We start from the raw sequence: 23,057 nt of genomic DNA on the forward strand, positions 1-23,057 counted from the left end.
GCCCGCGTCACTTCCGCTCCGAAGGGACCACGCGCGTGAACAGACCCCGGACCCGCCGGCGGCACGCCATAGCAGTGGCAGCCGTCACTCTCCTGGCCGTGGGGGCCGCCGCGCCCGGCGCCGCGCCCGCCGCCGCGGCCGCCGAGCCCACCTGGCACAAGGGCGTCCCGCCGATCGCCACCCCCTGGACCGACGCGGTGGGTCCCGACAACGCCCTGCCCGAGTACCCGCGCCCGCAGCTGGTGCGCAGCCGCTGGCAGAACCTCAACGGCGTCTGGGAGTTCGCGAAGGCCGAGACCGGCCAGGCCGTGCCCACCGGCCAGTCGCTCGGCGAGCGCGTGCTGGTGCCGTACCCGATCGAGTCGGCGCTGTCCGGCATCGAGCGCCACGAGGACCGCATGTGGTACCGGCGCACGTTCACGGTCCCGTCCGACTGGAAGGTCGGCCGGGGGCAGCGCCTGCAGATGCACTTCGGCGCGATCGACTACGACTCGAAGATCTTCGTCAACGGCAAGCAGGTCGCCACCCACCGCGGCGGTTACGACGGCTTCGACGTCGACGTCACCGACGCGCTGGTCAAGACCGGCCCGCAGGAGCTGATCGTCTGGGCCGAGGACCTCACCGACGCCACCGGCCAGCCCATCGGCAAGCAGCGCCGGGTCGGCGACCACGGCATCTTCTACCAGGGCAGCTCCGGCATCTGGCGCACGGTGTGGATGGAGCCGGTCGCGGCCTCCAGCATCGCCGACCTCAAGCTGACCCCGGACCTGTCCGCCTCGGCGCTCAAGCTCACCGCGAACACCGTCCGCGGCGAGGGCCTCAAGGTGCGCGCGGTCGCGCGCAGCAAGGGCAAGGTCGTCGGCAAGGTCACCGGCGCCGCGGGTACGCAGCTCTCGGTGCCCGTCCCGAACGCCCACGTGTGGACGCCGGACGACCCGTACCTCTACGACCTCGAGGTCACGCTGCTCAACGGCACCCGCGTCCTCGACACCGTGCAGTCCTACTTCGGCATGCGCGAGATCGGCACCAGGAAGGGCGCCGACGGCAAGCTCCGGATCGCGCTCAACGGCAAGATCCTGTTCAACATGTCCACGCTGGACCAGGGTTTCTGGCCGGACGGCCTGAACACCGCGCCGACCGACGCGGCGCTCAAGTTCGACCTCGAGCAGCACAAGGTCATGGGCTTCAACACGGTGCGCAAGCACATCAAGGTCGAGCCCGACCGCTGGTACTACTGGGCCGACAAGCTGGGCCTGCTGGTCTGGCAGGACATGCCGGCCGCCAACACCGGCCCGATCCCGCCGGAGTGGCGCGACCAGTTCGAGGCCGAGCTGCACGAGATGGTCCGCGAGCACCAGAGCTGGACGTCGATCATCGCCTGGATCCCGTTCAACGAGGGCTGGGGCGAGTGGGACCGCACGGCCACCGGCCGCATCGCCGAGGACGTCAAGAAGCAGGACCCGAGCCGCCTGGTGAACGCGCACAGCGGCGTGAACTGCTGCAACTCGCACGGTGACTCCGGCAAGGGCGACGTCATCGACTTCCACGAGTACAACAACGGCGGCCCGGCCTCCCCGTCGCCCGACGCCACCCGGGTGTCGATCGACGGCGAGCACGGCGGGTACGGCCTCAAGGTCTCCAACCACATGTGGTTCGGCACCGGGCAGGCGTACGAGATGGAGCCCGACTCCGCCACGCTGACCCGCAAGTACGTCGAGAACCAGCGCAAGGTCATCACGGCCGCGCAGTCCTGCGGCATCAGCGCGGCGATCTACACCCAGATCACCGACGTGGAGGGCGAGCTCAACGGCTTCTGGACGTACGACCGCCAGGTGCCCAAGATGGACTTCAACCAGGTCCGGGCGATCAACCAGGAGATCATCGCCAAGGCGGACGGCAGCGCGTCGAACGTGCCGCAGCCGCCGGCCGGCACCCCGGGCCTGACCGGTGTGTCGTTCTACCCGCTCGACGGCACCGCCGAGGACGCGGCCGGCGACCACGACGGCACGCTCGCCGGCGGCCCCCAGTACGTCGACGCCAAGAAGGGCCAGGGCCTGGACCTCAACGGCTCCTCGCAGTACGTCGACACCGGCGCGCCGATCCTCAACACGGCCTCGGACTACACCGCGTCGGCGTGGGTGAAGCTCGACAAGGCCGACGGCGCTTTCCAGACCGTCGTCAGCCAGGACGGGCCGAGCACCAGCGACTTCTTCCTGCAGTACTCCGGCGCCGACCAGCGGTTCGCGATGAGCTTCGCGGGCGTCCGGGCGCTCGGTCCGGTCAAGCCGGAGGTCGGCCGCTGGTACCACCTCACCGGCGTGCGCGACTCGGTCAAGGGGGAGCTGCGCCTCTACGTCGACGGCGAGCTGGCCGGGCACACCAGCGCCTGCCTGCCGCAGGCGGCGCCGACCGGCAACACGGTGATCGGCCGGGGCAAGTACGGCGGCAACGCCGTGGACTACCTCGACGGCACGGTCGACCAGGTCCACCTGTACGACCGCGCGCTGTCCGCCACCGAGATCAAGGCCCTGTACGACTCCGGCAACTGACGGTTCTCTAGCGGTTCCAGCGCTCGGCGGGACGACACGTCCCGCCGAGCGTTCCGTACATGACCGTGCCGGCCGGATCGGTCCAGCACTGCTCGTCCCGGCGGGGACCGGGGAACAGCGGCCGCCGGTCGATCTCGTGGCCCGCGGCGTCGTAGCTGACCAGCTCGGCGTCCGGGCGGACGTCCGCGGTGCGGGTGACGATGCCGAACGCGCCGTCGCGCAGCCGGGCCGTGGTCGTGCGGCCGTCGCCGTGCTCCAGCACCAGCCGGTGGACCCGGCCGGTGACCCGGCCCAGCACGGCCACCGCCCCGCCGTCGGCCTCGGACGACGAGAGGCTCAGCCGCTGCACCGGTCCGGGCAGCCATTCCCGGTGCGCCCACGGCTCCGAGTTGATGCCGCCGCTCGACTCGCGGCGGCCGAGCTCGAAGTCACACGCCGCGTAGCCGGCGCCGGAGAGGAACAGCACGGCGGCCCGGTCGCCCTGGCGGGCGCTCACGGCGAGATCGCTCAGCCCGAGGGGTACGCGGAAACCACCGTCCCGGCCGGCCCACTCGAGGCACTCGTCGGCGGCGCGGCGCAGCGTGCCGTCGAGCTCGCCCGGGCCCATCGCCAGCACCTGCACCGCCGGCTCGTCGCGGACGTGGGCGACGACGGCGCCGGCCGCCACCAGCGTGAGCCCGGTGGCGACGGCGGCGGCCAGCCACCGGCGGGCGTGCCGGGGCCGTTCGCGGGTGGCGCGCAGCAGGTCCTGACGCATCCGCTCGGCCCGCCGCGGCGGCAGGTCGCGGTCGGCGGGTACGCCCGGCAGGTCGCTCATCGTTCCTCCGAGAGGTCGAGGATTCCGGCGAGGCGTGCCCGGGCGCGGCTGACCCGCGAGCGGACGGACACCTCCGTGATGCCGAGGACGGCGGCGGCCTCGGCGTACGCGACGCCGGACCAGAGGCACAGGGCCACGGCCTCCCGCTCGGCGCGCGGCAGCCCGCGGACCGCCGCCAGCACCTCCCGCATCCGGCGCTCGTCGTCGAGGCGGCCGGCCACGTCGTCGGCCGGGTCGTGCTCCCGCTCGGCCGGCACCCGGTGCAGCAGGGCGCGGCGCCGGCGGGCCGACCGGTGTTCCGTACGGGCGCAGTTGCCGGCGACCACGAGCAGCCACGGCAGGGCGGAACCGTCGACGAGGCGTACCCGGCCGCGCTTGCGCCACGCGAGCAGGAACGTGGCCTGGGTGACGTCCTCGGCCACGCTCCACGAGCCGGTCAGCCGGAACGCGTGGTTGTACACGGCCCGGCAGTGCCGGTCGAACGCGGCGCCGAAGCCGGCCTCGTCGCCGAGGTCGTCGTCGCGCCGTTCGGTCTGCGCTGTCACGTCTGCTTATGTCCGCCCGCCCGCTATTTGTTGCGGCAATATTTGCGTGGGTTGATGATGACCTCCTATCGATCACCGTGATCGGCTCAGGGAGGCGCCGTCATGCTGTCCGCGCTCGACCGCAAGCACTCCGTGGCGCCGCCCGGTTTCAGCCGGTGGCTGATCCCGCCGGCCGCGCTGTCGGTGCACCTGTGCATCGGCCAGGTGTACGCCACCAGCGTCTACAAGAACTCCTTCGTCCAGCACTTCGACACCGGCCAGACCGCGGTCGGTGTCATCTTCAGCATCGCCATCGTCATGCTCGGCCTGTCCGCGGCGGTCGGCGGGACCTGGGTCGAGGCGAACGGCCCGCGCAAGGCCATGTTCGTGTCCGCCTGCTTCTGGACCGCCGGCTTCCTGGTCGCCGCGCTCGGCATCAGTACGAAGCAGCTGTGGCTGGTCTACCTCGGGTACGGCGTGCTCGGCGGCATCGGCCTGGGCATCGGCTACATCTCCCCGGTCTCCACGCTGATCAAGTGGTTCCCGGACCGCCCCGGCCTCGCGACCGGCCTGGCCATCATGGGCTTCGGTGGCGGCGCACTGATCGCGAGCCCGCTGTCGCGGCAGCTGCTGTCGTACTACGACGCCGGTTACGACCCCGACGTGTCGACCTCGGTCGCGTCCGGGGGTGCGCTCGTCGCGCTGTTCCTGACCCTGGGCATCGGCTACTTCGTGATCATGATGTTCGGCGTGCTCAACATGCGCGTACCCGCCGACGACTGGGTGCCCGACGGCTTCGACCCGGCCTCGGTGAAGGAGAAGGCGCTGGTCACCACCGCCAGCGTGTCGGCCGCCAACGCGATCAGGACGCGCAGCTTCTGGCTGCTGTGGGTCGTGCTGTTCTGCAACGTGACCGCCGGCATCGGCATCCTCGAGCAGGCCAGCCCGATGATCCAGGACTTCTTCCGCGGCTCGGACGGCAGGTCGGCGGTGGCGGTGGCGGCCGCGTCGGGCTTCGTCGGGCTGCTCTCGCTGTTCAACATGGCCGGCCGGTTCGCCTGGTCGACGACCTCGGACATCATCGGCCGCAAGCGCATCTATCTGCTCTACCTGGGCGTCGGCATGATCCTGTACGCGCTGCTCGCCAGCGTCGGGCACACCGCGGTGGGCCTGTTCGTGGTGCTGGCCGGCGTGATCCTGTCCTTCTACGGCGGTGGGTTCGCGACCGTGCCGGCGTACCTGCGGGACCTGTTCGGCACGTACCAGGTGGGTGCCATCCACGGCCGCCTGCTCACCGCCTGGTCCGCCGCGGGCGTCGCCGGCCCGCTGATCGTCAACGGCTTCCTCGACGCGCAGGGCAAGCCGGGCACGCTCACCTCGTCGGCGTACCAGCCGGCGCTGTTCACGATGGTCGCGATCCTGGCCGTCGGATTCGTCGCCAACCTGCTCGTGCAGCCGGTACCCGCCCGCTTCCACGAGCAGCCGGAGAAGCAGGAGGCGGTCGCATGAAGACCTCCCCGGTCCGCATCGCGCTGTCGTGGGCGCTGGTCACCGTGCTGCTCGGGTACGGCGTGATCCAGACCGCGATCACCGCCGCGAAGCTGTTCCCATGAGAAGAGGCGGCCCGGCGTGATGCCGAGCCGCCTCTCGTGCTCAGTCGATCAGGAGAGCGGCGGGTACGCGTTCGCCATCAGCTGGCGGAACTGCGCGGAGAACCACGCTCCGGAGATCGGCGCGTTGGGCAGGGCGCCCGTCGGGCTGTTGCCGTTGCGCTCGTTGCCGGTGTAGGTCGGGTCGCACATCCGGTCGAAGCCCTTGCCCTCGTCGTTCGGGATCAGGGTGCTCGAGCCGTCCGACTCGCCCGGGGGCTTGACCCAGACGTAGGCGTCGATGCCGGTGGCCGGGTTGGCCCGCGGCCGCTCGCCGAGGCCCGCGCCGTCCTGGTTGCACCAGTTGCCGGCGTGGATCCGGCGGTCGATGCGCGACTGGTTGACGAAGGTGTCGACGTTGGTCGACGTGCTCGCCGCGGCGGGCCGGTTGGCGCCGCCCCAGCCGTTGCGGGAGGTGTCGATCAGCATGCCGATGCCGGAGTCGAAGCCGACCTGGACCAGCTTCTGCCGGAACGCCTGGGCGAACGTCAGCTCGTCGACGTAGTAGTTCCAGTCGACCCACTTGGACTGCCGCACCGAGGTGCCGTTCACGTTCGTGTTGATCGTGAAGTACGGCTCGGTCAGCGCCGAGTAGTTCGCCGTGTTGGTGATGAAGCCGGTCACGTTCTTCACGTTGCCGGAGGCCTTGGCCGCCTCGAGCATGATGTCCGCGGTCGGACCGAAGTTCGTGTCCCAGCCGATCCAGCCGTGGTGCGCCGCGTCGACGTAGTTGTAGACGTTCGAGATGGCGCCGAGCTTGTTCAGCGCGTACCCGACGCCCTGCACGTAGCCGCCGTTGGACTTCATCGTGGCGCAGGTGGCCACGTTGGTGTTGGTCACCAGGTTCGGCAGCGAGTCGATCTCGACCACGTTGATGATGCGCAGGTTCTTGTACTTCGCGTCGCCCTCGATCGCGGCGATCGGGTCGATGTACTCCGACTTGTACCGCGGCAGGTCGTTGACGCCCAGCTCACCGTTGGAGGCCAGCGCCGAGCAGTCCCGGCCGGGCAGGTTGTAGATGACCAGCTGGATGTAGCCGGCGCCCTGGGCGAGGGCGGCGTCCAGGTGGTCGCGCAGGCCCATCGCGCCGTTGGAGCTCGAGTCGCTGGTGCCCGCGATCGCGGCGATCCGGTCCAGCCACACGGCCGTCGGGTTGCTGGAGACGCGGCTGCCGCCGGGCTCCGCGTCCGCCTTGGCCTTCCACTCCGGGTTGACGTAGCCCTTGGCGCCCGCGTACGGGTTGTCGACCTTCGTGCCGGCCGGCGGCGGGCTGGTCGGGCCGCTGGGCGGCGTGCTCGGGTTGGACGGCGGCGTGCTCGGGTTCGACGGCGTGCCGGGCGAGGTGGGGACCTGTCCCGTGCACTGCGTGCCGTTGAGCGTGAACACCGTCGGCGCGGCGTTGGTGCCCGAGTAGTCGGCGTTGAAGCCGAACGAGGCCGACGCGTTCGTGGCGAGGTTGTTCGCGTACGACGGGCTGGCCACGCTCACGTGCTGGCCGGACTGGGTGAAGGTGCCGCTCCAGCCCTGGGTGACGCGCTGGTTGCCGGCGAAGTCCCAGGCGAGGTTCCAGCCGCCGGAGATCGGGTCGCCGAGGTTGGTCACCGAGACGTTCGCGGTGAACCCGGTGTTCCACTGGTTGACCGAGTAAGTCACCCGGCATCCGGCCGCGGCGCTGGCTTGTGAGGCGACGGCTATGCCTGCGCCGGTGAGGAGGGTGATGGCGGCGGCGGCGGTCAGGCCGCGCGCCACACTGTGGGGACGTGGTCTCATGCGCGAGCGCTCCTGGGAGACGTGGCTGTGCCCGGGGCAGGCACGGCCTCAACGATCGCCGGATCGAAGAGTGTCACTGACCCGGCGACGGCTTCAGAGTATGGGAGCGCTCCCATGACATCAATACGTAATGGCCGCGAAACTTTTTGCCACCGCTGCCGTGGCACGCCGGATCCGGGCCCCGGCAGGCGTCGTAGCGTGGTCCGATGACGACGGACAAGTGGGCCGCCTGGCTGCAGCACCGGCGCGACGGCGGGGACGCGGGGATCCGCGCCGAGTTCGCTGCGGTGCTGGCCGCGTACCGCGACGGCGTGCTGGACCGGGCCCGGATCGCCGCCGGCGACACCGTGCTGGACGTGGGCACCGGGACGGGCCTGCTCGGGTTCGGCGCGCTCGAGCGGGTGGGCGCGGACGGCCGGGTCGTCTTCAGCGACATCTCCGCCGACGTGCTGGAGGCGTGCCGCAGCGCCGCGGCGGGCGACGAGCGGTGCTCGTTCGTGCTCGCCGGCGCCGACGACCTGAGCGGCGTGCGGGATGCGTCGGTCGACGTGGTCATGACCCGGTCCGTGCTGATCTACGTGCCGCGCAAGGCCGAGGCCTTCGCCGAGATGCTGCGGGCCCTGCGCCCCGGCGGGCGGCTGTCCGTCTTCGAGCCGATCAACCGGTTCGGCGCCGACGGGCGGCTGTTCGGGCTGGACATGACGCCCGTCGCGGAGCTCGCGGCCCGGGTCGTCGCAGCGTACCCGGTGGTCGAGGCCATGGTGGACTTCGACGAGCGGGACCTGATGCGGCTGGTCCGGGAGGCGGGGTTCCGCGAGGTCGTCATGGACTACCGCGCGGAGGCCGACGTGACCGGCCCGCCGATCGCGGACTGGGACGCGCTGCGGCACACCGCGCCCAACCCGCTGGCGCCCACGTACGCCGAGGCGATGGCGGCCGCGCTCGCCCCGGACGAGCAGCGGCAGCTGGAGGCGTACGTCCGCGGGATGGTGGCCCGCGGCGAGCCGACGCGCCGCACCTCCGCGCACGTCCACCTGGCCGCGGTGCGCCCCTGAGGGACGGTAGGCTGCCGCCACATCGCCGGACGGGGGGACCACATGGCGGAGATAGAACTGCGTCCGGTACGCGACGACGACCTCGACGGCATCTTCGACCAGATGCGCGACCCCGTGGCCGTCCGGATGGCCGCCTTCACCGCCGACGACCCCGAGGACCGGGCCGAGTTCGACGCGCACATGCGCCGGCTGCGCACCTCGCCCGAGATCGACCTGTGGGCCGTCACGGCCGACGGCGAGCTGGCCGGGACCATCGCCAGCTTCCCGGTCGGCACGGACACCGAGATCACCTACTGGTTCGGCCGGTCCTGGTGGGGCCGGGGCGTGGCCACCGCCGCGGTGCGGCTGTACCTGGGCACGCTCGCCGTACGCCCGATCACCGCCCGGGCCGCCAGCGACAACGCCGGCTCGCTCGCGGTGCTGCGCAAGGCCGGCTTCCGCAAGGTCGGCACCGAGGTGGCGTACGCGACCGGCCGCGGTGCGGAGATCGAGGAGACGGTGCTGCGCCTGGACGGTCCGTAGGCTGACGCGATGGCGACGATCGTGGTCCCGTACCACCATGACGACCGGCTCCCGGACGGCCTGATCCCCGCACCCGGCGGCGAGCCGCCCACGGTGGTCGGTCCGGAGCTGCCCGCCGGCGACCGCTGGGCCCGGATGGCGGTCCTGCACGAGGCGGTGGCCGCGACGGTGGCGGGTTCGCCGCTGCCGGTGACCGTCCTCTCCGGTGACTGCCTGGTGGGCCTCGCCGTGCTGACCGGTGCGCAGCGGGCCGGCCTGGACCCGGCCCTGATCTGGTTCGACGCCCACGGCGACGTGCACACGCTCGAGACGACCAGTTCCGGCTACCTGGGCGGACTGTCGCTGCGGCTCGCCATGGGCGCACACCCGGAGCTGCTCGCGGAGCGCTCCGGCATGCGGCCCGTCCCGGAGGAGCGCGTCGTGCTGGTCGGTGCGCGCGACCTCGACCCGCCCGAGGCCGCCTATCTGGCGACGAGCCGCGTACGCCGATCCGCGGTCGCCGGACTCTCGGCCGCCGACCTGCCGGAGGGGCCGCTGATCGTGCACGTCGACGTCGACGTGGTGGACTCCGGCGAGCTGCCGGGGCTGCTCTTCCCGGCGCCGGGCGGCCCGGCCGGGCCGGAGGTGGCCGCCGCGGTCGCCCGGATCCGGGCCACCGGCCGCGTTGCCGTGCTCGACATCGCGTGCACGTGGCAGCCGGCGGGGGAGCCGCGCGAGCGGGCGGAGCTGATCGCGGCGCTGGTGGGGGCGGGCGAGCCGGGATGACGATGCCGGTGCCCCGCCGTATCGGCAGGGCACCGGCATCCGGCCCCTCGGAAAGGTCTCGGGTAGCGCTCGACCCACCCTAGGGCTACGTTCCGCGACGGTCTCTTAACTCCGTCTGAAGTCTTGTGCAGGTTTACCGCAAGTCCGGGTCACCGGCCGGCGGGGAACCCGGTGGGCAGGGCGCCGTGCCGCGACGGCCCGCGGCCGCGCATCCGCAGCCGGAGCAGCAGCGCCACTCCCAGGAAGACCAGCACCGCGCCCACGATGAGGCCGGGTCCCAGCAGGCTCGGCCCGTCCCCGCTCGCGGAGGCGGGCACGGCGCCGATGACGTCGGACTCGGCCGGCTCGGGCGTGGATGTCGCCTCGTCGCCGCCGTCGATCGCCTCGTCCCCGGAATCCCGCGTCTCCTCCGCGGTCGGCGTCGGCGTCGGCTCGGCCGTCTCCGTGGGCGACTCGGTGGCCGTGGGCTGCTGGCCGACGACCGGGCTCTGCCCCGAGGCCTGCTGCAGCAGGGTGCCGGCCGCGTCGAACGCCTGCGGCTGGAACTCGGCCCGCCCGGTGGCCGCGTCGTCGTCGAAGCTGATCCGGTAGCGGGCGGTCACCGTACGGCCCCGGCACAGCTGACCGGGGTCGAGGCCGACGTCGGTGATCCGGGCCGTGTCGCCGCTGGTCTGCACGCGTACGGGAAAGGCGCCGTTCTCCTCGACCCGGTCCACCTCGATCTGGTCGAGGGCGGGTCCCTCTGCCCGCAGCACGAGCGACCACCGCACCTTCAGGCAGCGGACGCGGTCGGTGGACGCGACGACCGTCAGCGTCCGGCTCTCGGCGCCCGCCCCGAAGGTCGCCGGCAGCTCGGTGATTCGTACCGCGAAGCCGGGCTCCACCGCGGAAGCCGGGCCCGGCAGGGCGAGCGTCGCCGCGGCCGCCGCCAGGGCGGTCGCCGCCAATGCAGCGCGATGCCGCACAGCAATCATCTCCTCACTGAATGTCACTGAAGTGCTCGCACGTGAGGTAGTTCGGCGCTCGGTCGCGAAAGGTTCACCGCCCGCGCAGGATCGTCGGTGCGGGCCACATTATTTTTGCCTCAGCGCCCGGTTGCGAGACGGTGTCTTCCCTGGTCGAGCCGCGTTTTCCGGGGTGGCCCAGCAGGGCGGCGCAAACTTCGCCGCAAAAGAGTGCCCGAACGTTCATCCGATCCGGCCCCCCGCACGTAGATGGGGAAGGGCAGGGACCGGGGACGACAGACCGTGAGGAAAGGAAGGCAGCACCGGACCGCCCGACAGTAACGAGCGCGGGGCATCCCCCACGGATGCCGGCGTCGGCGAATGCCCACGACGGACGCCACACCGCTGCGGAGAACGAGGAGCCATGGCCCGGACGAAGACGAAAGAACGATCCACCAGTCGTGTGGACGTCGAGATGGGTGCCACCGGTGGCCGGACACCACCGTCGAAGCTCACCATCGCCCTGTTCGCGGTGTCGATCCTGGCCGCCGTCTGGTCGGTGATGATGCTGATCCCGCAGGGCCGGGTCGCGTACGTCTACATCTTCTACTACCTCGAGTACTACATGGGCGTGCTCGCGCTCGTGTCGCTCTCGATCACGATCATGATCGGGCTGGTCTCCACCGACCGCCTCGTACTGTCGATCCGTCAGCGCCTGCTGCTGCAGTCGGCGCACCGCACGACCGGCGTGATGGCGGTATCCGCCCTGTTCATCCACCTCTGGACGAAGTTCGCCGAGAGCCACATCCGGCTGCTCGACGTGTTCATCCCGTTCATGTACCCGGGCCTCAACAAGCTCTTCGTCGGGTTCGGCACGATCTCCGCGTACGTCATGGTGATGACGATGTGGACCGGCATCATCCGGGCGCGGTTCATCGGCCGCGGCAAGCCGTGGATGTGGCGGGCCGTGCACAGCATCTCGTACCTGACCTGGCCGATCGCCCTGCTGCACGGGCTCAACGCCGGCCGCCCCGCCGCCGTCTGGGTCATCGTCAGCTACGTCGTCTGCGTGCTCGGCGTGCTCATCGGGCTCGCCGTACGCCTCGCGGTCAGCCTGAACCGCAAGAAGGACTTCGCCTCGCAGGCCGGCACCGCCGGCGGCACCGGCGGCATGAAGCCGGTCGGCAAGCTGGCACCCACCACCGGCGTGATCGCCAAGGGCCGCGGCCGGAGCCGCAGCCGCGGCGAGGACCCGATCGTCTCGGACCGCGGCAACGCCGTCGAGCCGTGGCAGCCCGCCGCGCCCGCCCGCAGCGCCGCGCCGGCGATGGCCGAGCCGCCCGCCCGCCCGGTCAGCCCGGCTGCGCCCGCGCCGGTCAGCGCCGCCCCCGCCGCCGAGCGCCCCGTGCGCCGGCGCCCCGACGAGGACGAGCGGGCCCGCCGCCGCCGCGACTTCGACGACGCGCCCACCCAGCGCTGGACGTTCGAGGACGACGAGGACGACCTGCCGGCCCCGCGCTCGCGGCGCTACGCCGAGGACGACGTGCCGGCTCCCCGGCAGCGCCGCGGCGAGCGGTTCGACGAGCCCACCGGCGCCTTCCCGCGCCGGGCGATCGAGGACGGGCCGCGCCGCTACGACGACGAGGACGAGCTGCCCGCGCCGCGCGGACGCCGCCGGGCGGAGGAGGCGTACGAGGAGGCGCCGCGGCCGCGCTCACGCCGCTACGCCGACACGGACCTGGACGACGAGCCGGCTCCCCGCCCCCGGGGCCGCCGGTACGCCGACGAGGACGAGGACGTCGTACCCGTGCCGCGCAGCCGCCGCGCCGCCGAGGACCTGCCGCTCTCCCGGTACGCCGACGACGAGCCGCCGGCCCCGCGCCAGCGCCGCTACGCCGACGACGACCGGTACGACGACGCCCCGCCGCGCCGCCGCACCGCCCGGTACGCCGACGACGAGCCGCCGCGCCCGTCGCGCTCCTCCCGCTACGCCGAGGAGGACGAGGATGCGCCCCGGGCCCGGCGCGACCGGGGCGCCGACGTCGACCGCGCCGACTCGGGACGGCACAGCCGCAGTGAGTTCGTGGACCTGGCCGGCACCGACGCCGACCCGAACTACCTCGAGCCCGACGAGACGCCCACCCTCGTCGACATGGCGCAGCGCCGGGCTCGCAGGGCAGCACAGCAGGAACCCGTGCGTTCCGGGTCGGGCCGGGGGGCCCGCAGGGGATCGCGGAGCCGCACGGCCGACGATGCAGCTGACGACATGTACTGGGCGCAGCTGCGAGGGGAAGCTCAGTGATGGAGCGAAGCGGAATCACCATGGGGCTCCGTGATCACGGTTGCAACCGGGCCGCGGCAGGCGGGGGGTTGTCTTGACCTCCGGAAAGGTTCCACCCGTCACCGCCATCGGAACGCCGCGGATCACCGCGGGTTTCGATGAGTACGGGCGCCTCGACCTGCTCGCGCACCAGGAGGTGCACGGCGGATTCGCGGCCCTGTCCAGCGGCGAGCTGATCGGGCTCGCCGACCGCATCGAGCTGCGCGGGCGTGGCGGGGCGGGGTTCCCGTTCGCCCGCAAGCTGCGCGCGGTGCTCGACTCCTGCCGCCGCCAGGACCTGCCGCCGATCATCGTGGTCAACGCCACCGAGGGTGAGCCGCCCTCGTGGAAGGACAAGGCGATCCTGACCCGGGGCCCGCACCTCATCCTCGACGGCGCCGCGCTGGCCGCGGCCGCCCTCGACGCCGAGGAGATCGTCATCGGCGTCGCCGACGACGGCATCGGCATGGACTCGCTGGCCGAAGCCCTCGCCGAACGGCGGATGCCGGTGCCGACGCGGATCGTGACCGTGCCGCACCGCTTCATCTCCGGCGAGGGCGGCGCGCTGGTCCGCGGCATCAACGGCGAGGCGCACATCCCGCCCGGGCGCAAGGTCCGCTCCAGCGACAACGGCGTGGCCGGCCTGCCCACGCTGCTGTCCAACGCGGAGACGTACTCGCAGCTGGCCATCGCGGCCCGGCTGGGGCCGTGGGAGTACAACGCGGTCGGCATCCCCGAGGAGCCCGGCACGGTCATGCTGACCGTCGGCGGCTCGTCGACCGCACCCGCCGTCGTCGAGGCGCCCACGGGCACCCCGCTGATGGAGGTGCTGGAGATGTGCGGCGCCGACATCGGCCCGGGCCTGCTGGTCGGCGGTTACCACGGCAAGTGGATCAGCGCCGAGGCGGCCAAGACCGTGACGATCTCCCGCAAGGGCTTCGCCAAGGTCGGCGGCACGCTGGGCGCCGGCATGCTGATCCCGATCGGCTCGCAGACCTGCCCGCTGGGCGAGGTGGCGCAGGTCGTGCAGTACCTCGCCGGCGAGTCCGCAGGCCAGTGCGGCCCGTGCCGGCTCGGCCTGCCCGACCTGGCCCGCGCGGTGACGCTGGTCGCGCTGGGCGGCAGCGCGCTGGAGAACGTGCGCCAGGCGGCCGGCGTGGTCAAGGGCCGCGGCGCGTGCAGCCACCCCGACGGCACCTCCCGCTTCGCGCTGTCCGCGCTGGAGGTCTTCGCGCGCGACGTCGAGCTGCACGCGAACGGCGAGGGCTGCGGCAAGCAGGTACGCGGGATCCTGCCGCTGCCGTACCACCAGCAGCAGGGTGCCAGGAAGCTCGCGCTGGACTGGTCGCGCTGCGACGGCCACGGCCTCTGCTCGGCGGTCGCGCCCGAGATCATCCGCCTGGACGCCAACGGGTTCCCCGCGTTCCCGCAGACGCCGCTGCCGCCGTGGCTGGAGAACGGCGCCCGCAAGGCCGTGAACGTGTGCCCGGCCCTGGCCCTGCGGCTGACGGAGGCGGGCAAGAAGTGAGGTCCAAGCTCCTGCTCGCGGTGGCGATGGTGGCGGCCCTGGCCGGCTGTGGCCAGGCCGCACCGGCGGCCCCGGCCCCGGCCGCTGCCCCGGCGCCCGCGGCGGTGCCGGGCGCGGTGCCCGCGTCGCTCGCCTTCACGGGCAGGACCCTGGACGGCGCCGCGTTCGACGCGGCCACGCTGGCCGGCAAGCCGGCGATCCTGTGGTTCTGGGCGCCGTGGTGTGCCACCTGCGCCAGCGAGGCGATGTCCATCGCGGACATCCAGGACGAGTACGGCGACCGCCTCAGCATCCTGGGCATCGCCGGCATGGGCGGTAACAAGGAGATGCACGAGTTCGTGTCGGACCTCGAGGTCGGCGCGGTACGGCACCTCGACGACAAGCCCGGCGTGATCTGGAAGAAGTTCGGCGTCACCGAGCAGAGCACGTACGTGATCCTCGACCGGTCCGGCCGGGTGGTGGTCACGAGCTACCTCGACGACCAGCAGCTCACGTCCCGGGTCAAGGCCCTGGTGGCCTGAGCCGTGCGGGCGCCGGTGCTGCTCGCGCTGACCGCCGGCATGCTCGGCGCCGTGAACCCGTGCGGGTTCGCGCTGCTGCCGGCGTACCTGTCGGTGCTGGTCGCGGGCGACCGCGGCGGGCCGGAGGGGCCCCGGGCGAGCGTCGCGGCGGTGGGCCGGGCGCTGCGCTGCACGGCCGCGCTGACCCTCGGGTACGTCGCCGTCTTCGGCACGTTCGGCCTGGTCCTGGCACCGCTGGCCGGCCGGCTCGTGCCGCGGCTGCCGTGGCTGACCGTGGTCTTCGGGCTGGCGCTGGCGCTGCTCGGCGGGTGGCTGCTGGCCGGCCGGTCGCTGCCCGCGCCGGGGCGGGGCCTGCGCGCGCCGCGGCTCACCGGCTCGGCCGCGTCGATGGTGCTGTTCGGTGCGGCGTACGCTGTCGCCTCGCTCGGCTGTGCGGCCGGGCCGTTCCTGGCGATCGTGGTCTCCAGCCTGCAGGCCGGCTCCCTCGCCGAGGGGCTGGCGCTCTTCGTGAGTTACGCCACGGGGATGGGGCTGGTCATCGGTGTCACGGCGACGGCGGTGGCGCTGGCGCGGCTCTCCGCAGTGGCGCGGTTGCGCAGGGCGGCCGCCGTGGTGCCCCGGGCGGGCGGTGCGATCCTCGTGCTCGCCGGAGCGTACGTGGCCTACTACGGATGGTATGAGCTGCGGATTGTCAAGGATGTGAGGACTTCCGGGCAGGATCCTGTGGTGAATCTTGCCTCGAATGTCCAGCACGAGTTGAGTGGTCTGGTCGGACGGCTGGGCGCGAGCTGGTTCGGGCTGCTGCTGGCCGTCCTGATGCTGGCAGCGCTCCTGCTGTCTCGCCGCCGCCGTACCTCAGTGGGGAGTTGATCGTGGACACCGCGTACCGCGTGAGTCCACTACGCCGGGACGATCCGGAATGGCTGGGCCAGTACCGGCTGACCGGCCGGCTCGGATCCGGTGGCATGGGCGTGGTCTACCTCGCCCGCGACCGCGACGGTGCCTACGTGGCGATCAAGCTCGTGCACGCGACCCTCGTCAACGACCCCGAGTTCCGCGGCCGTTTCCGCAGCGAGGTCGACCGGGCCCGGCAGGTGCCCTCGTTCTGCACGGCCGAGGTGCTCGACGCCGACCTCGACCACTACCCGCCGTACCTCGTGGTCGAGTACGTGGACGGGCCCAGCCTCGCCGAGGTGGTCGAGGACCGCGGGCCGCTGCGGGCCGCCGCGCTGCACTCGCTCGCCGTCGGCGTGGCCACCGCGCTGACCGGCATCCACGGCGCCGGCGTCATCCACCGCGACCTCAAGCCGGACAACGTGCTGCTGGCCCCCGGCAGCCCCAAGGTCATCGACTTCGGCATCGCGCGGGCGTTCGAGGCGACCAGCCAGCACACCCGTACGGACCAGATGGTCGGTACGGTCGCGTACATGGCGCCCGAGCGCTTCTCGTCCGAGCCGGGCACGCCTTTGACCGCCGCCGCGGACGTCTTCGCCTGGGGCTGCGTGGTCGCGTACGCCGGAACCGGCCGGACCCCCTTCCACGGCGACTCGCCCCCCGCCACCGCCGCCCGCATCCTCACCCAGCCGCCGCACCTCACCGGCCTGCCGGACTCGCTGCGCGACGTCGTGGAGCTCACGCTCGCCAAGAACCCCGACGACCGGCCCACCGCGCGGGAGCTGCTCGACATGCTCCTCGGGGACCGGCCGGCACCGCGCCCCGCCCCGCCCCGCCAGTACGCCCCGGCCGCTGCGCCGACCCCGCCGGTCCGGACCGGTCCGACCGGGCCCACCGGTCCGTTCCGCGACGACCTGCTGGTGGCGGCGGCCGCGGACGCCCGCTACGACGGGTACGACCCGGTGCCCGGCCGGCAGGCCCGCGCCCGCCGGCACAAGCTGCTCGCCGCCCTGGCCGTGCTGCTCGTCGTCGCCGGCCTCACCACGGTCGGGCTGGTGATCAACGCGCAGACGCAGCTGCGCGACTCGTTCGCCGCGACCGCGCCGCCCGACGGGGGAGAAGCCGCCGGGCAAGCGGAGCCGGCCGTGGAGCCCACCGGCGCCACGGCCCAGCCCGAGGGCACCAGGCCGGCCTCCCCGAAGCCCACCCGCAGCCGCGCGCAGACGCCCGTACCGATCGAGCCGGGCGGCGGGGAGCCGATCATCCAGGATCCGCTCCGCGAGCCCGGGCAGTGGCTCGACAGCGAGATCCGCGAGCAGAACGCCCGCTGCTTCACCGACGGCGTCATGCGCGCCGAGCTGGCGGACCGCGGCACGTTCCGCTGCGCCGGTCCGCGCGAGGTCGTCGAGGACGACTTCGGCGTCGAGGTGACCACGGCGCTGCAGACCGCCGGCAGCTGCGCGGCCATCTGGTTCCACTGGAGCGACCAGCGCGGCGGCCAGGTGCTGCGGATCTGCCAGGACGACATCTCCGTCGCCGCCGACACGCCCGGGGACCGTCGGGAGTACGACAGCCTGCAGCTCACCGACCGGATTCCGCTGCAGAAACCCACCCGCGTGCACCTCGTCGTCCGCGAGGGCGAGGCCGAGGTCTTCCGCGGCGGCCGGTTCGCCGGCGAGATCGACCTGCCGGTCAAGGGCCCGGACCAGGGGGAGATCCAGCTCGGCATCAGCGTCGACGCGCTCGACACGGACCCGCCGTACGCGGTGACGTTCGCCGATGTCGACATCCGCTCGCTGTAGGGCGGTGGTGTCGGTTGGGCGGCAACCGGCGTACGGGTCTTCGCAGGCACTGATGTCGCCCGATAGGGTGCCATCCTGACGGGGGAGATGACCCGCGCCCGCACCACGGCGCGGGGACGGGCGGCGAACAGGCCGCCGGGGGGCGTAGGAGCAGCGGCATGGCGGACGAGCGGACCAGCCCGCTGCGCCCGCGCGACCCGCGCCGGCTCGGGCCGTACGAGCTGCTCGGCCGGCTCGGCGAGGGCGGCATGGGCACCGTCTACCTGGCGCGCAGCGCCGCCGGGGTGCAGGTCGCCGTCAAGATGGTGCGCGCCGACCTCGCCCCCGACGACGCGTTCCGGCGCCGCTTCCGCAGCGAGGTCGCCCGGGTCCGGCAGGTGCCGCCGTTCTGCACCGCGGAGATCCTCGACGCCGACCCCGACCACGAGCACCCCTACCTCGTCGTCGAGTACGTCGACGGACCCAGCCTCGCCCAGGTCGTCGACGAGCGCGGCCCGCTGACCGCCGCCAACCTGCACAGCGTCGCCATCGGCGTGGCCACCGCGCTCACCGCCATCCACGGCGCCGGGATCATCCACCGCGACCTGAAACCCCGCAACGTGCTGCTCGCCCCCGGCAGCCCCAAGGTCATCGACTTCGGCATCGCGCGGGCCATGGAGCACACCACCGGGCACACGCAGACCGACCAGCTGGTGGGGACGGTCGCGTACATGGCGCCGGAACGCTTCGGCGACGACACCTCGGTGCTCACCCCGGCCGCTGACGTGTTCGCCTGGGGCGCCGTCGTCGCGTACGCGGGCAACGGCCGTACCCCCTTCCAGGCCGACTCCCCGCCGGCGACCGCGGCCCGCATCCTCACCCGGCCGCCGGACCTCGGCGGCCTCAGCGGGTCGCTGCGCGACCTCGTCGCGCACGCCCTCGAGAAGGACCCGGCCAACCGGCCCACCGCCCGCGAGCTGCTCGACCTGCTGGTCACCGGCCCGCAGGAGACCGGACCGGCCGCGGCGGCGCTGGCACACCAGCCCGGCCTGCGGGTGGCCGCGGAGGAGGCGCAGGCCGCCACCGGCTACCACACCGGCCGCCAGCTGACCGCGCTCGCGCCGGCCGGCGACCTGGTCGGCTACGACGAGGACTCGATCGTCACCCAGCCGGTGTCCGTGCCCCCGGCGGGCCCGGCCACCCCGTTCAGCCACGACCCGCACCCGCGCCGCCCCTGGGTCCTGCCCGTCGCGGTCGCGCTGCTGGTCCTCGCGATCCTCGCGGTGGGCGGCATCGCGGTGACGTTCTGGCCGCGCGGCGGCGACGACCCGGCGGTGCAGACCGACCCCGGCGTTCCCCCGCTGATGGAGGACTCCCTGCGGCAGCAGCGGCTGTGGAAGGCCTTCTACGACCGCGACGAGCGGGCCGGCTGCTCCTTCTCCGACGGCCTGGTGGTGCGCCGCGAGACCAAGGGTGTCTACCGCTGCCGCGGCCCGGCCGACGCCGAACCGGCCGACCTGCAGGCCCAGGTCGGGGTCCGGCTGCTGCGCCCGGACAGCTGCGCGTCCATCTGGCTGCGCTTCCGCAGCAACCAGGGCTATCAGGTACGCGTCTGCGAACGCAACGTGTACGTCGGCACGCACAAGAACGCGGACATCGAGGTCCTCAAGACGTTCCCGCTCGACGACGCCCCGATCGCCGTGGGCGCACCCCCGACGACGATCACCGCCAGCGTCGACGGCACCACCCTCGAGGTGCTGCGCGACGGCGAACTGGTGGGCACGGTGCCGGTGCAGGACCCCGACATCCAGGGCGGCAGGGTGGCGCTGGGCATCTACACCGAGCAGTACGCGCCGGTGGACGGGCCGTACGAGGTGGCGTTCACCGACATCAAGATCTGGGGCATCAACCGCTAGAACGGCGTCTCGGGCCGCTCCTGGGGCACCCCGTCGACGACCAGGTCGACCCGCTCGTTGTAGAAGCAGAGCAGGTCGCGGATCCTCGGCAGCTCCGGCACCGGATCCGGGTAGCTCCACGCCACATCCGGCACGCGAGCATGCGACCAGTACCGCGCCTGCCCCTTGTACGGGCACGCGGTGACGGTCTCGCTCGCGGTCAACAGGCCGGTGCGCACGTCGGCGAACGGCAGGTAGTAGCGGGTCGGCAGGCTCGTCTCGTACAGCAGCACGGGCCGTACGCTGTCGGCGACCTTCTCACCCCCGGCGAACACCTCGACCCGCCGCGACGCCCGTACGGTGTCGACGCGGTGGTGCGGGTCCCGGGCGTGGACGTGGACCGGCTCGTCCTCCTCGTACCAGTCGAGGCTCTCCCAGGAGAAGGTGACGTGACCCTTGAGCTCGGCGAACCCGTCCTCGACCGTCGCGGCGCCCTCGGCACGGCGGCCACCGGCCTCGACGGACCAGCCGTTCGGTGTCTCGTCGACCAGCACGCCGGGGCGGACGTCCTCGAGCGGGACGAAGTAGGTGGGCAAGCCCTGAGGTCCGTACCGGATCAGGAGCTGGGCCCGCGCGCTGTCGGCGACCACCGTGTTGCCGAGGCGGACGCGGACGCGGCGGGGAGAGGGTTCGACGGACGGCTGCGGCGGTGTCCAGACCATGAGGTCCGGTCTACACCGGTGCCGGGCCCCGTGGCCAGCCCTTCTCGGTGTCGCGGGGACGTCACCGGGCGGCCGCGTTGCCACGGCCGCCCGGTTGTGGTCGTTCCATGCGGTTCGGCGGGTCAGTCCTTGGTCAGCCCGGCCCGGCGCAGGGCGTCGGCCATCGCGCCGCCGTTGAAGCTGCCGCCGGACGAGCCCTGCCGCTGCTGGCCGCCGCCCTGACGTGGCTGCCCACCGCGCCGGTCACCGCCGCCGCGCCGGTCGCCGCCGCCGGCGCCACCGCCCTGCCGGGGCTGGCCGCCCCGCTGGCCGCCGTCACGCCCAGCACCGCCCCGCTGGCCCCCGTCACCCGCAGTGCCGGCCCGCTGCCCGCCGCCCCGCTGCCCGCCGTCGCGCGCAGCGCCGTCGCGCGGCGTGCCGTCGCGGCCGGCGTCGCGACCACCGCGGGCACCGGTGCCGCCGCCCTGGCCGGGACGGTCGGCCCCGCCGCCGGCGCTGCGGCGGTCGCCGCCCTGGCGGGGTTCGTCGGTGAGGCGCATCGTCAGCGAGATGCGTTTGCGGGCCTCGTCGACGTCCACGACGCGGACCTTCACCACGTCGCCCGACTTGACCACCTCGCGGGGGTCCTTCACGTACGTGTTGGACAGCGCCGAGACGTGCACGAGGCCGTCCTGGTGGACGCCGATGTCGACGAACGCGCCGAACGCGGCCACGTTGGTGACCACGCCTTCGAGGACCATGCCGGGCTGCAGGTCGGCGATCTTCTCGACGCCCTCGGCGAAGGTGGCGGTGGTGAAGGCGGGGCGGGGGTCGCGGCCCGGCTTCTCGAGCTCCTTGAGGATGTCGGTGATCGTGGGAAGGCCGACGCTGTCCGTGACGAACTGCTCGGGACGCAGCGCGCGCAGAATCGGGCCGTTGCCCATGGCCGTGCGCAGGTCGGTGCCGGCCGTGGCGAGGATCGTGCGGACCACCGGGTACGACTCCGGGTGCACGCTGGAGGCGTCGAGCGGGTCCACGCCGTCGGGGATGCGCAGGAAGCCCGCGCACTGCTCGAACGCCTTGGGGCCGAGCCGGGGAACCTTCTTGATCTCCGAGCGGCTGCGGAACGGGCCGTTGGCGTCGCGGTGCAGCACGATGTTCTCCGCCAGGCCCGCGCCGATGCCGGAGACCCGGGTGAGCAGGGGAGCAGATGCGGTGTTCACATCCACGCCGACCGCGTTCACGCAGTCCTCCACCACCGCGTCGAGGGAGCGGGACAGCTTCACCTCGGACAGGTCGTGCTGGTACTGCCCGACGCCGATCGAGCGCGGGTCGATCTTCACCAGCTCGGCGAGCGGGTCCTGCAGCCGGCGGGCGATGGAGACCGCGCCGCGCAGCGAGACGTCCATTCCGGGCAGTTCCTGCGATGCGTACGCCGAGGCCGAGTACACCGACGCGCCGGCCTCCGACACCATGACCTTGGTGAGCTTCAGCTCGGGATGCCGCTTGATGAGATCGGCGGCCAGCTTGTCCGTCTCCCGTGACGCCGTGCCGTTGCCGATCGCCACCAGGTCGACGTTGTGCTGCTTGGCCAGCTCCGCCAGCGTGTGGATCGACGCGTCCCACTTGTTCTGCGGCACGTGCGGGTAGATGGTCGCGGTGGCCACGCACTTGCCCGTGGAGTCCACGACGGCGACCTTCACCCCCGTACGGAATCCGGGGTCGAGGCCCATCGTGGTGCGCGTGCCGGCGGGCGCGGCAAGGAGCAGGTCACGCAGGTTGGCCGCGAAGACCCGCACCGCCTCGTCCTCGGCCGCCTGCCACAGCCGCAGGCGCAGGTCGGCGCCGAGGTGGATGAGGATGCGCGTGCGCCACGCCCAGCGCACCGTGTCGGCCAGCCAGCGGTCGCCGGGGCGGCCCTGGTCGGAGATGCCGAAGCGTCCGGCGATGGCGGCCTCGAAGGACGGCACGTCGGCCTCGTCGGCGGTCGGCTCCATCGTGAGGTCGAGGACCTCCTCCTTCTCCCCGCGGAACATGGCGAGGATCCGGTGCGAGGGCAGCTTCGTGTACGGCTCGGCGAAGTCGAAGTAGTCGGCGAACTTGGCGCCCTCGGTCTCCCTGCCCTCGCGGACCTTGGCGACCAGCCGGCCCCGCGTCCACATGCGCTCGCGCAGGTCACCGATCAGGTCGGCGTCCTCGGCGAAGCGTTCGATGAGGATGGCGCGCGCCCCGTCCAGCGCCGCCTGGGCGTCCGCCACGCCCTTGCCGGCGTCGACGTACGCCTCTGCCTCGGCGCGCGGGTCCTTGCCCGGGTCGCCGAGCAGCAGGTCGGCGAGCGGCTCGAGGCCGGCCTCACGGGCGATCTGCGCCCGGGTCCGCCGCTTGGGTTTGAAGGGCAGGTAGATGTCCTCCAGCCGGGCCTTTGTCTCGGCGGCCATGATCTGGGCCTCGAGCGCCTCGTCGAGCTTGCCCTGCGACCGGATCGACTCCAGCACGGCGGTGCGCCGCTCCTCGAGCTCGCGCAGGTAGCCGAGCCGTTCCTCGAGGACGCGCAGCTGCTGGTCGTCGAGGGTGCCGGTCACCTCCTTGCGATACCGGGCGATGAAGGGCACGGTGGCGCCGCCGTCGAGCAGCTCGACGGCCGCGGCCACCTGGCCCTCGCGGACCCCGAGCTCCTGGGCGATGCGCTGATGGATGGCTGTCGTCACGCGGACGATTGTGCCCGTGGGGTCCGACACTTGTCGCGGCACCCCGCGCACGACGAGCCGATGATCACCCTCTCCGGGCACGTCGCCGGGTCGCGCTCTCGTGGGAACCGGGAG

At 72.9% G+C, this 23,057-nt stretch carries 18 protein-coding genes; 12 read left to right on the plus strand and 6 right to left on the minus strand.

Annotation, left to right across the window (positions count from 1 at the left end; all coding sequences use genetic code 11):
• The first annotated feature begins 35 nt into the window (after window positions 1–35).
• Complete coding sequence (locus COUCH_RS17700) at window positions 36–2,549, plus strand: LamG-like jellyroll fold domain-containing protein (RefSeq protein WP_249613196.1); 2,514 nt, start codon at window positions 36–38, stop codon at window positions 2,547–2,549.
• 7 nt (window positions 2,550–2,556) lie between these two features.
• On the opposite strand, the gene COUCH_RS17705 is transcribed toward COUCH_RS17700, so the two are convergent.
• Window positions 2,557–3,366, minus strand: a complete 810-nt coding sequence (locus COUCH_RS17705) for a hypothetical protein (RefSeq protein ID WP_249613197.1) — start codon at window positions 3,364–3,366, stop codon at window positions 2,557–2,559.
• Window positions 3,363–3,911, minus strand: coding sequence for an RNA polymerase sigma factor (locus COUCH_RS17710; RefSeq protein WP_249613198.1), 549 nt, complete (start codon window positions 3,909–3,911; stop codon window positions 3,363–3,365). Before COUCH_RS17710 ends, COUCH_RS17705 begins: the two co-directional genes overlap by 4 nt.
• Before the next feature lie 102 nt (window positions 3,912–4,013).
• Here COUCH_RS17710 and COUCH_RS17715 point away from each other — a divergent pair, with 102 nt between their 5' ends.
• A complete protein-coding gene (locus tag COUCH_RS17715; RefSeq protein ID WP_249613199.1) occupies window positions 4,014–5,399 on the plus strand; it encodes an OFA family MFS transporter in 1,386 nt (461 codons plus the stop codon).
• A complete protein-coding gene (locus tag COUCH_RS39195) occupies window positions 5,396–5,503 on the plus strand; it encodes an MFS transporter small subunit (RefSeq protein WP_430640946.1) in 108 nt (35 codons plus the stop codon). The genes COUCH_RS17715 and COUCH_RS39195 overlap by 4 nt, the downstream gene beginning before the upstream one ends.
• A 48-nt stretch (window positions 5,504–5,551) precedes the next feature.
• On the opposite strand, the gene COUCH_RS17720 is transcribed toward COUCH_RS39195, so the two are convergent.
• Window positions 5,552–7,309: a glycoside hydrolase family 6 protein gene (locus tag COUCH_RS17720; protein WP_275980117.1), complete on the minus strand. Its 1,758-nt coding sequence runs from the start codon at window positions 7,307–7,309 to the stop codon at window positions 5,552–5,554.
• A gap of 206 nt (window positions 7,310–7,515) precedes the next feature.
• Between COUCH_RS17720 and COUCH_RS17725 the strand changes: the two genes are divergently transcribed.
• The 3 genes from COUCH_RS17725 to COUCH_RS17735 are packed head-to-tail and all read left to right on the plus strand — an operon-like array spanning window position 7,516 to window position 9,651.
• Entirely contained in the window at window positions 7,516–8,364 is an 849-nt protein-coding gene (locus tag COUCH_RS17725) for a methyltransferase domain-containing protein (RefSeq protein ID WP_249613200.1), read from the plus strand.
• Between the two features lie 42 nt (window positions 8,365–8,406).
• A complete protein-coding gene (locus tag COUCH_RS17730; RefSeq protein WP_249613201.1) occupies window positions 8,407–8,886 on the plus strand; it encodes a GNAT family N-acetyltransferase in 480 nt (159 codons plus the stop codon).
• Between the two features lie 9 nt (window positions 8,887–8,895).
• The gene (locus tag COUCH_RS17735; RefSeq protein ID WP_249613202.1) at window positions 8,896–9,651 is read left to right on the plus strand and encodes an arginase family protein; all 756 of its coding nucleotides are present in this window, start codon (window positions 8,896–8,898) and stop codon (window positions 9,649–9,651) included.
• A 149-nt stretch (window positions 9,652–9,800) separates the two neighbouring features.
• On the opposite strand, the gene COUCH_RS17740 is transcribed toward COUCH_RS17735, so the two are convergent.
• Window positions 9,801–10,616: a hypothetical protein gene (locus tag COUCH_RS17740; protein WP_249613203.1), complete on the minus strand. Its 816-nt coding sequence runs from the start codon at window positions 10,614–10,616 to the stop codon at window positions 9,801–9,803.
• 403 nt (window positions 10,617–11,019) lie between these two features.
• On the opposite strand from COUCH_RS17740, the gene COUCH_RS17745 reads away from it, so the two are divergent.
• The 6 genes from COUCH_RS17745 to COUCH_RS17770 all read left to right on the plus strand — a co-directional run bounded on the left by COUCH_RS17745 (window position 11,020) and on the right by COUCH_RS17770 (window position 19,555).
• Entirely contained in the window at window positions 11,020–12,897 is a 1,878-nt protein-coding gene (locus COUCH_RS17745) for a ferric reductase-like transmembrane domain-containing protein (RefSeq protein ID WP_249613204.1), read from the plus strand.
• Between the two features lie 73 nt (window positions 12,898–12,970).
• Complete coding sequence (locus tag COUCH_RS17750; RefSeq protein WP_249613205.1) at window positions 12,971–14,443, plus strand: NADH-quinone oxidoreductase subunit NuoF family protein; 1,473 nt, start codon at window positions 12,971–12,973, stop codon at window positions 14,441–14,443.
• A 26-nt stretch (window positions 14,444–14,469) separates the two neighbouring features.
• Entirely contained in the window at window positions 14,470–14,964 is a 495-nt protein-coding gene (locus COUCH_RS17755) for a redoxin domain-containing protein (protein ID WP_430640986.1), read from the plus strand.
• Between the two features lie 3 nt (window positions 14,965–14,967).
• The gene (locus COUCH_RS17760; RefSeq protein ID WP_249613207.1) at window positions 14,968–15,834 is read left to right on the plus strand and encodes a cytochrome c biogenesis CcdA family protein; all 867 of its coding nucleotides are present in this window, start codon (window positions 14,968–14,970) and stop codon (window positions 15,832–15,834) included.
• 2 nt (window positions 15,835–15,836) lie between these two features.
• Window positions 15,837–17,660, plus strand: coding sequence for a serine/threonine protein kinase (locus COUCH_RS17765; protein WP_249613208.1), 1,824 nt, complete (start codon window positions 15,837–15,839; stop codon window positions 17,658–17,660).
• A 158-nt stretch (window positions 17,661–17,818) separates the two neighbouring features.
• Window positions 17,819–19,555: a serine/threonine protein kinase gene (locus COUCH_RS17770; protein WP_249613209.1), complete on the plus strand. Its 1,737-nt coding sequence runs from the start codon at window positions 17,819–17,821 to the stop codon at window positions 19,553–19,555.
• On the opposite strand, the gene COUCH_RS17775 is transcribed toward COUCH_RS17770, so the two are convergent.
• Both COUCH_RS17775 and COUCH_RS17780 read right to left on the minus strand, forming a co-directional pair.
• Entirely contained in the window at window positions 19,552–20,256 is a 705-nt protein-coding gene (locus COUCH_RS17775) for a DUF427 domain-containing protein (protein WP_249613210.1), read from the minus strand. The genes COUCH_RS17770 and COUCH_RS17775 overlap by 4 nt on opposite strands.
• A 122-nt stretch (window positions 20,257–20,378) precedes the next feature.
• Window positions 20,379–22,943 (minus strand): Tex family protein, encoded by a 2,565-nt coding sequence (locus COUCH_RS17780; protein WP_249613211.1) that lies wholly within the window; start codon window positions 22,941–22,943, stop codon window positions 20,379–20,381.
• Window positions 22,944–23,057: the final 114 nt, after the last annotated feature.

It is taken from the genome of Couchioplanes caeruleus (assembly GCF_023499255.1).
Classification (GTDB): Bacteria; Actinomycetota; Actinomycetes; order Mycobacteriales; family Micromonosporaceae; genus Actinoplanes; species Actinoplanes caeruleus_A.

Bases quoted from the DNA above. Each gene is read 5' to 3' on its own strand.
- COUCH_RS17705 (WP_249613197.1), bottom strand. From the start codon at position 3,366: ATGAGCGACCTGCCGGGCGTACCCGCCGACCGCGACCTGCCGCCGCGG.
- COUCH_RS17715 (WP_249613199.1), top strand. From the start codon at position 4,014: ATGCTGTCCGCGCTCGACCGCAAGCACTCCGTGGCGCCGCCCGGTTTC.
- COUCH_RS39195 (WP_430640946.1), top strand. From the start codon at position 5,396: ATGAAGACCTCCCCGGTCCGCATCGCGCTGTCGTGGGCGCTGGTCACC.
- COUCH_RS17720 (WP_275980117.1), bottom strand. From the start codon at position 7,309: ATGAGACCACGTCCCCACAGTGTGGCGCGCGGCCTGACCGCCGCCGCC.
- COUCH_RS17725 (WP_249613200.1), top strand. From the start codon at position 7,516: ATGACGACGGACAAGTGGGCCGCCTGGCTGCAGCACCGGCGCGACGGC.
- COUCH_RS17730 (WP_249613201.1), top strand. From the start codon at position 8,407: ATGGCGGAGATAGAACTGCGTCCGGTACGCGACGACGACCTCGACGGC.
- COUCH_RS17735 (WP_249613202.1), top strand. From the start codon at position 8,896: ATGGCGACGATCGTGGTCCCGTACCACCATGACGACCGGCTCCCGGAC.
- COUCH_RS17745 (WP_249613204.1), top strand. From the start codon at position 11,020: ATGGCCCGGACGAAGACGAAAGAACGATCCACCAGTCGTGTGGACGTC.
- COUCH_RS17755 (WP_430640986.1), top strand. From the start codon at position 14,470: ATGGTGGCGGCCCTGGCCGGCTGTGGCCAGGCCGCACCGGCGGCCCCG.
- COUCH_RS17770 (WP_249613209.1), top strand. From the start codon at position 17,819: ATGGCGGACGAGCGGACCAGCCCGCTGCGCCCGCGCGACCCGCGCCGG.
- COUCH_RS17775 (WP_249613210.1), bottom strand. From the start codon at position 20,256: ATGGTCTGGACACCGCCGCAGCCGTCCGTCGAACCCTCTCCCCGCCGC.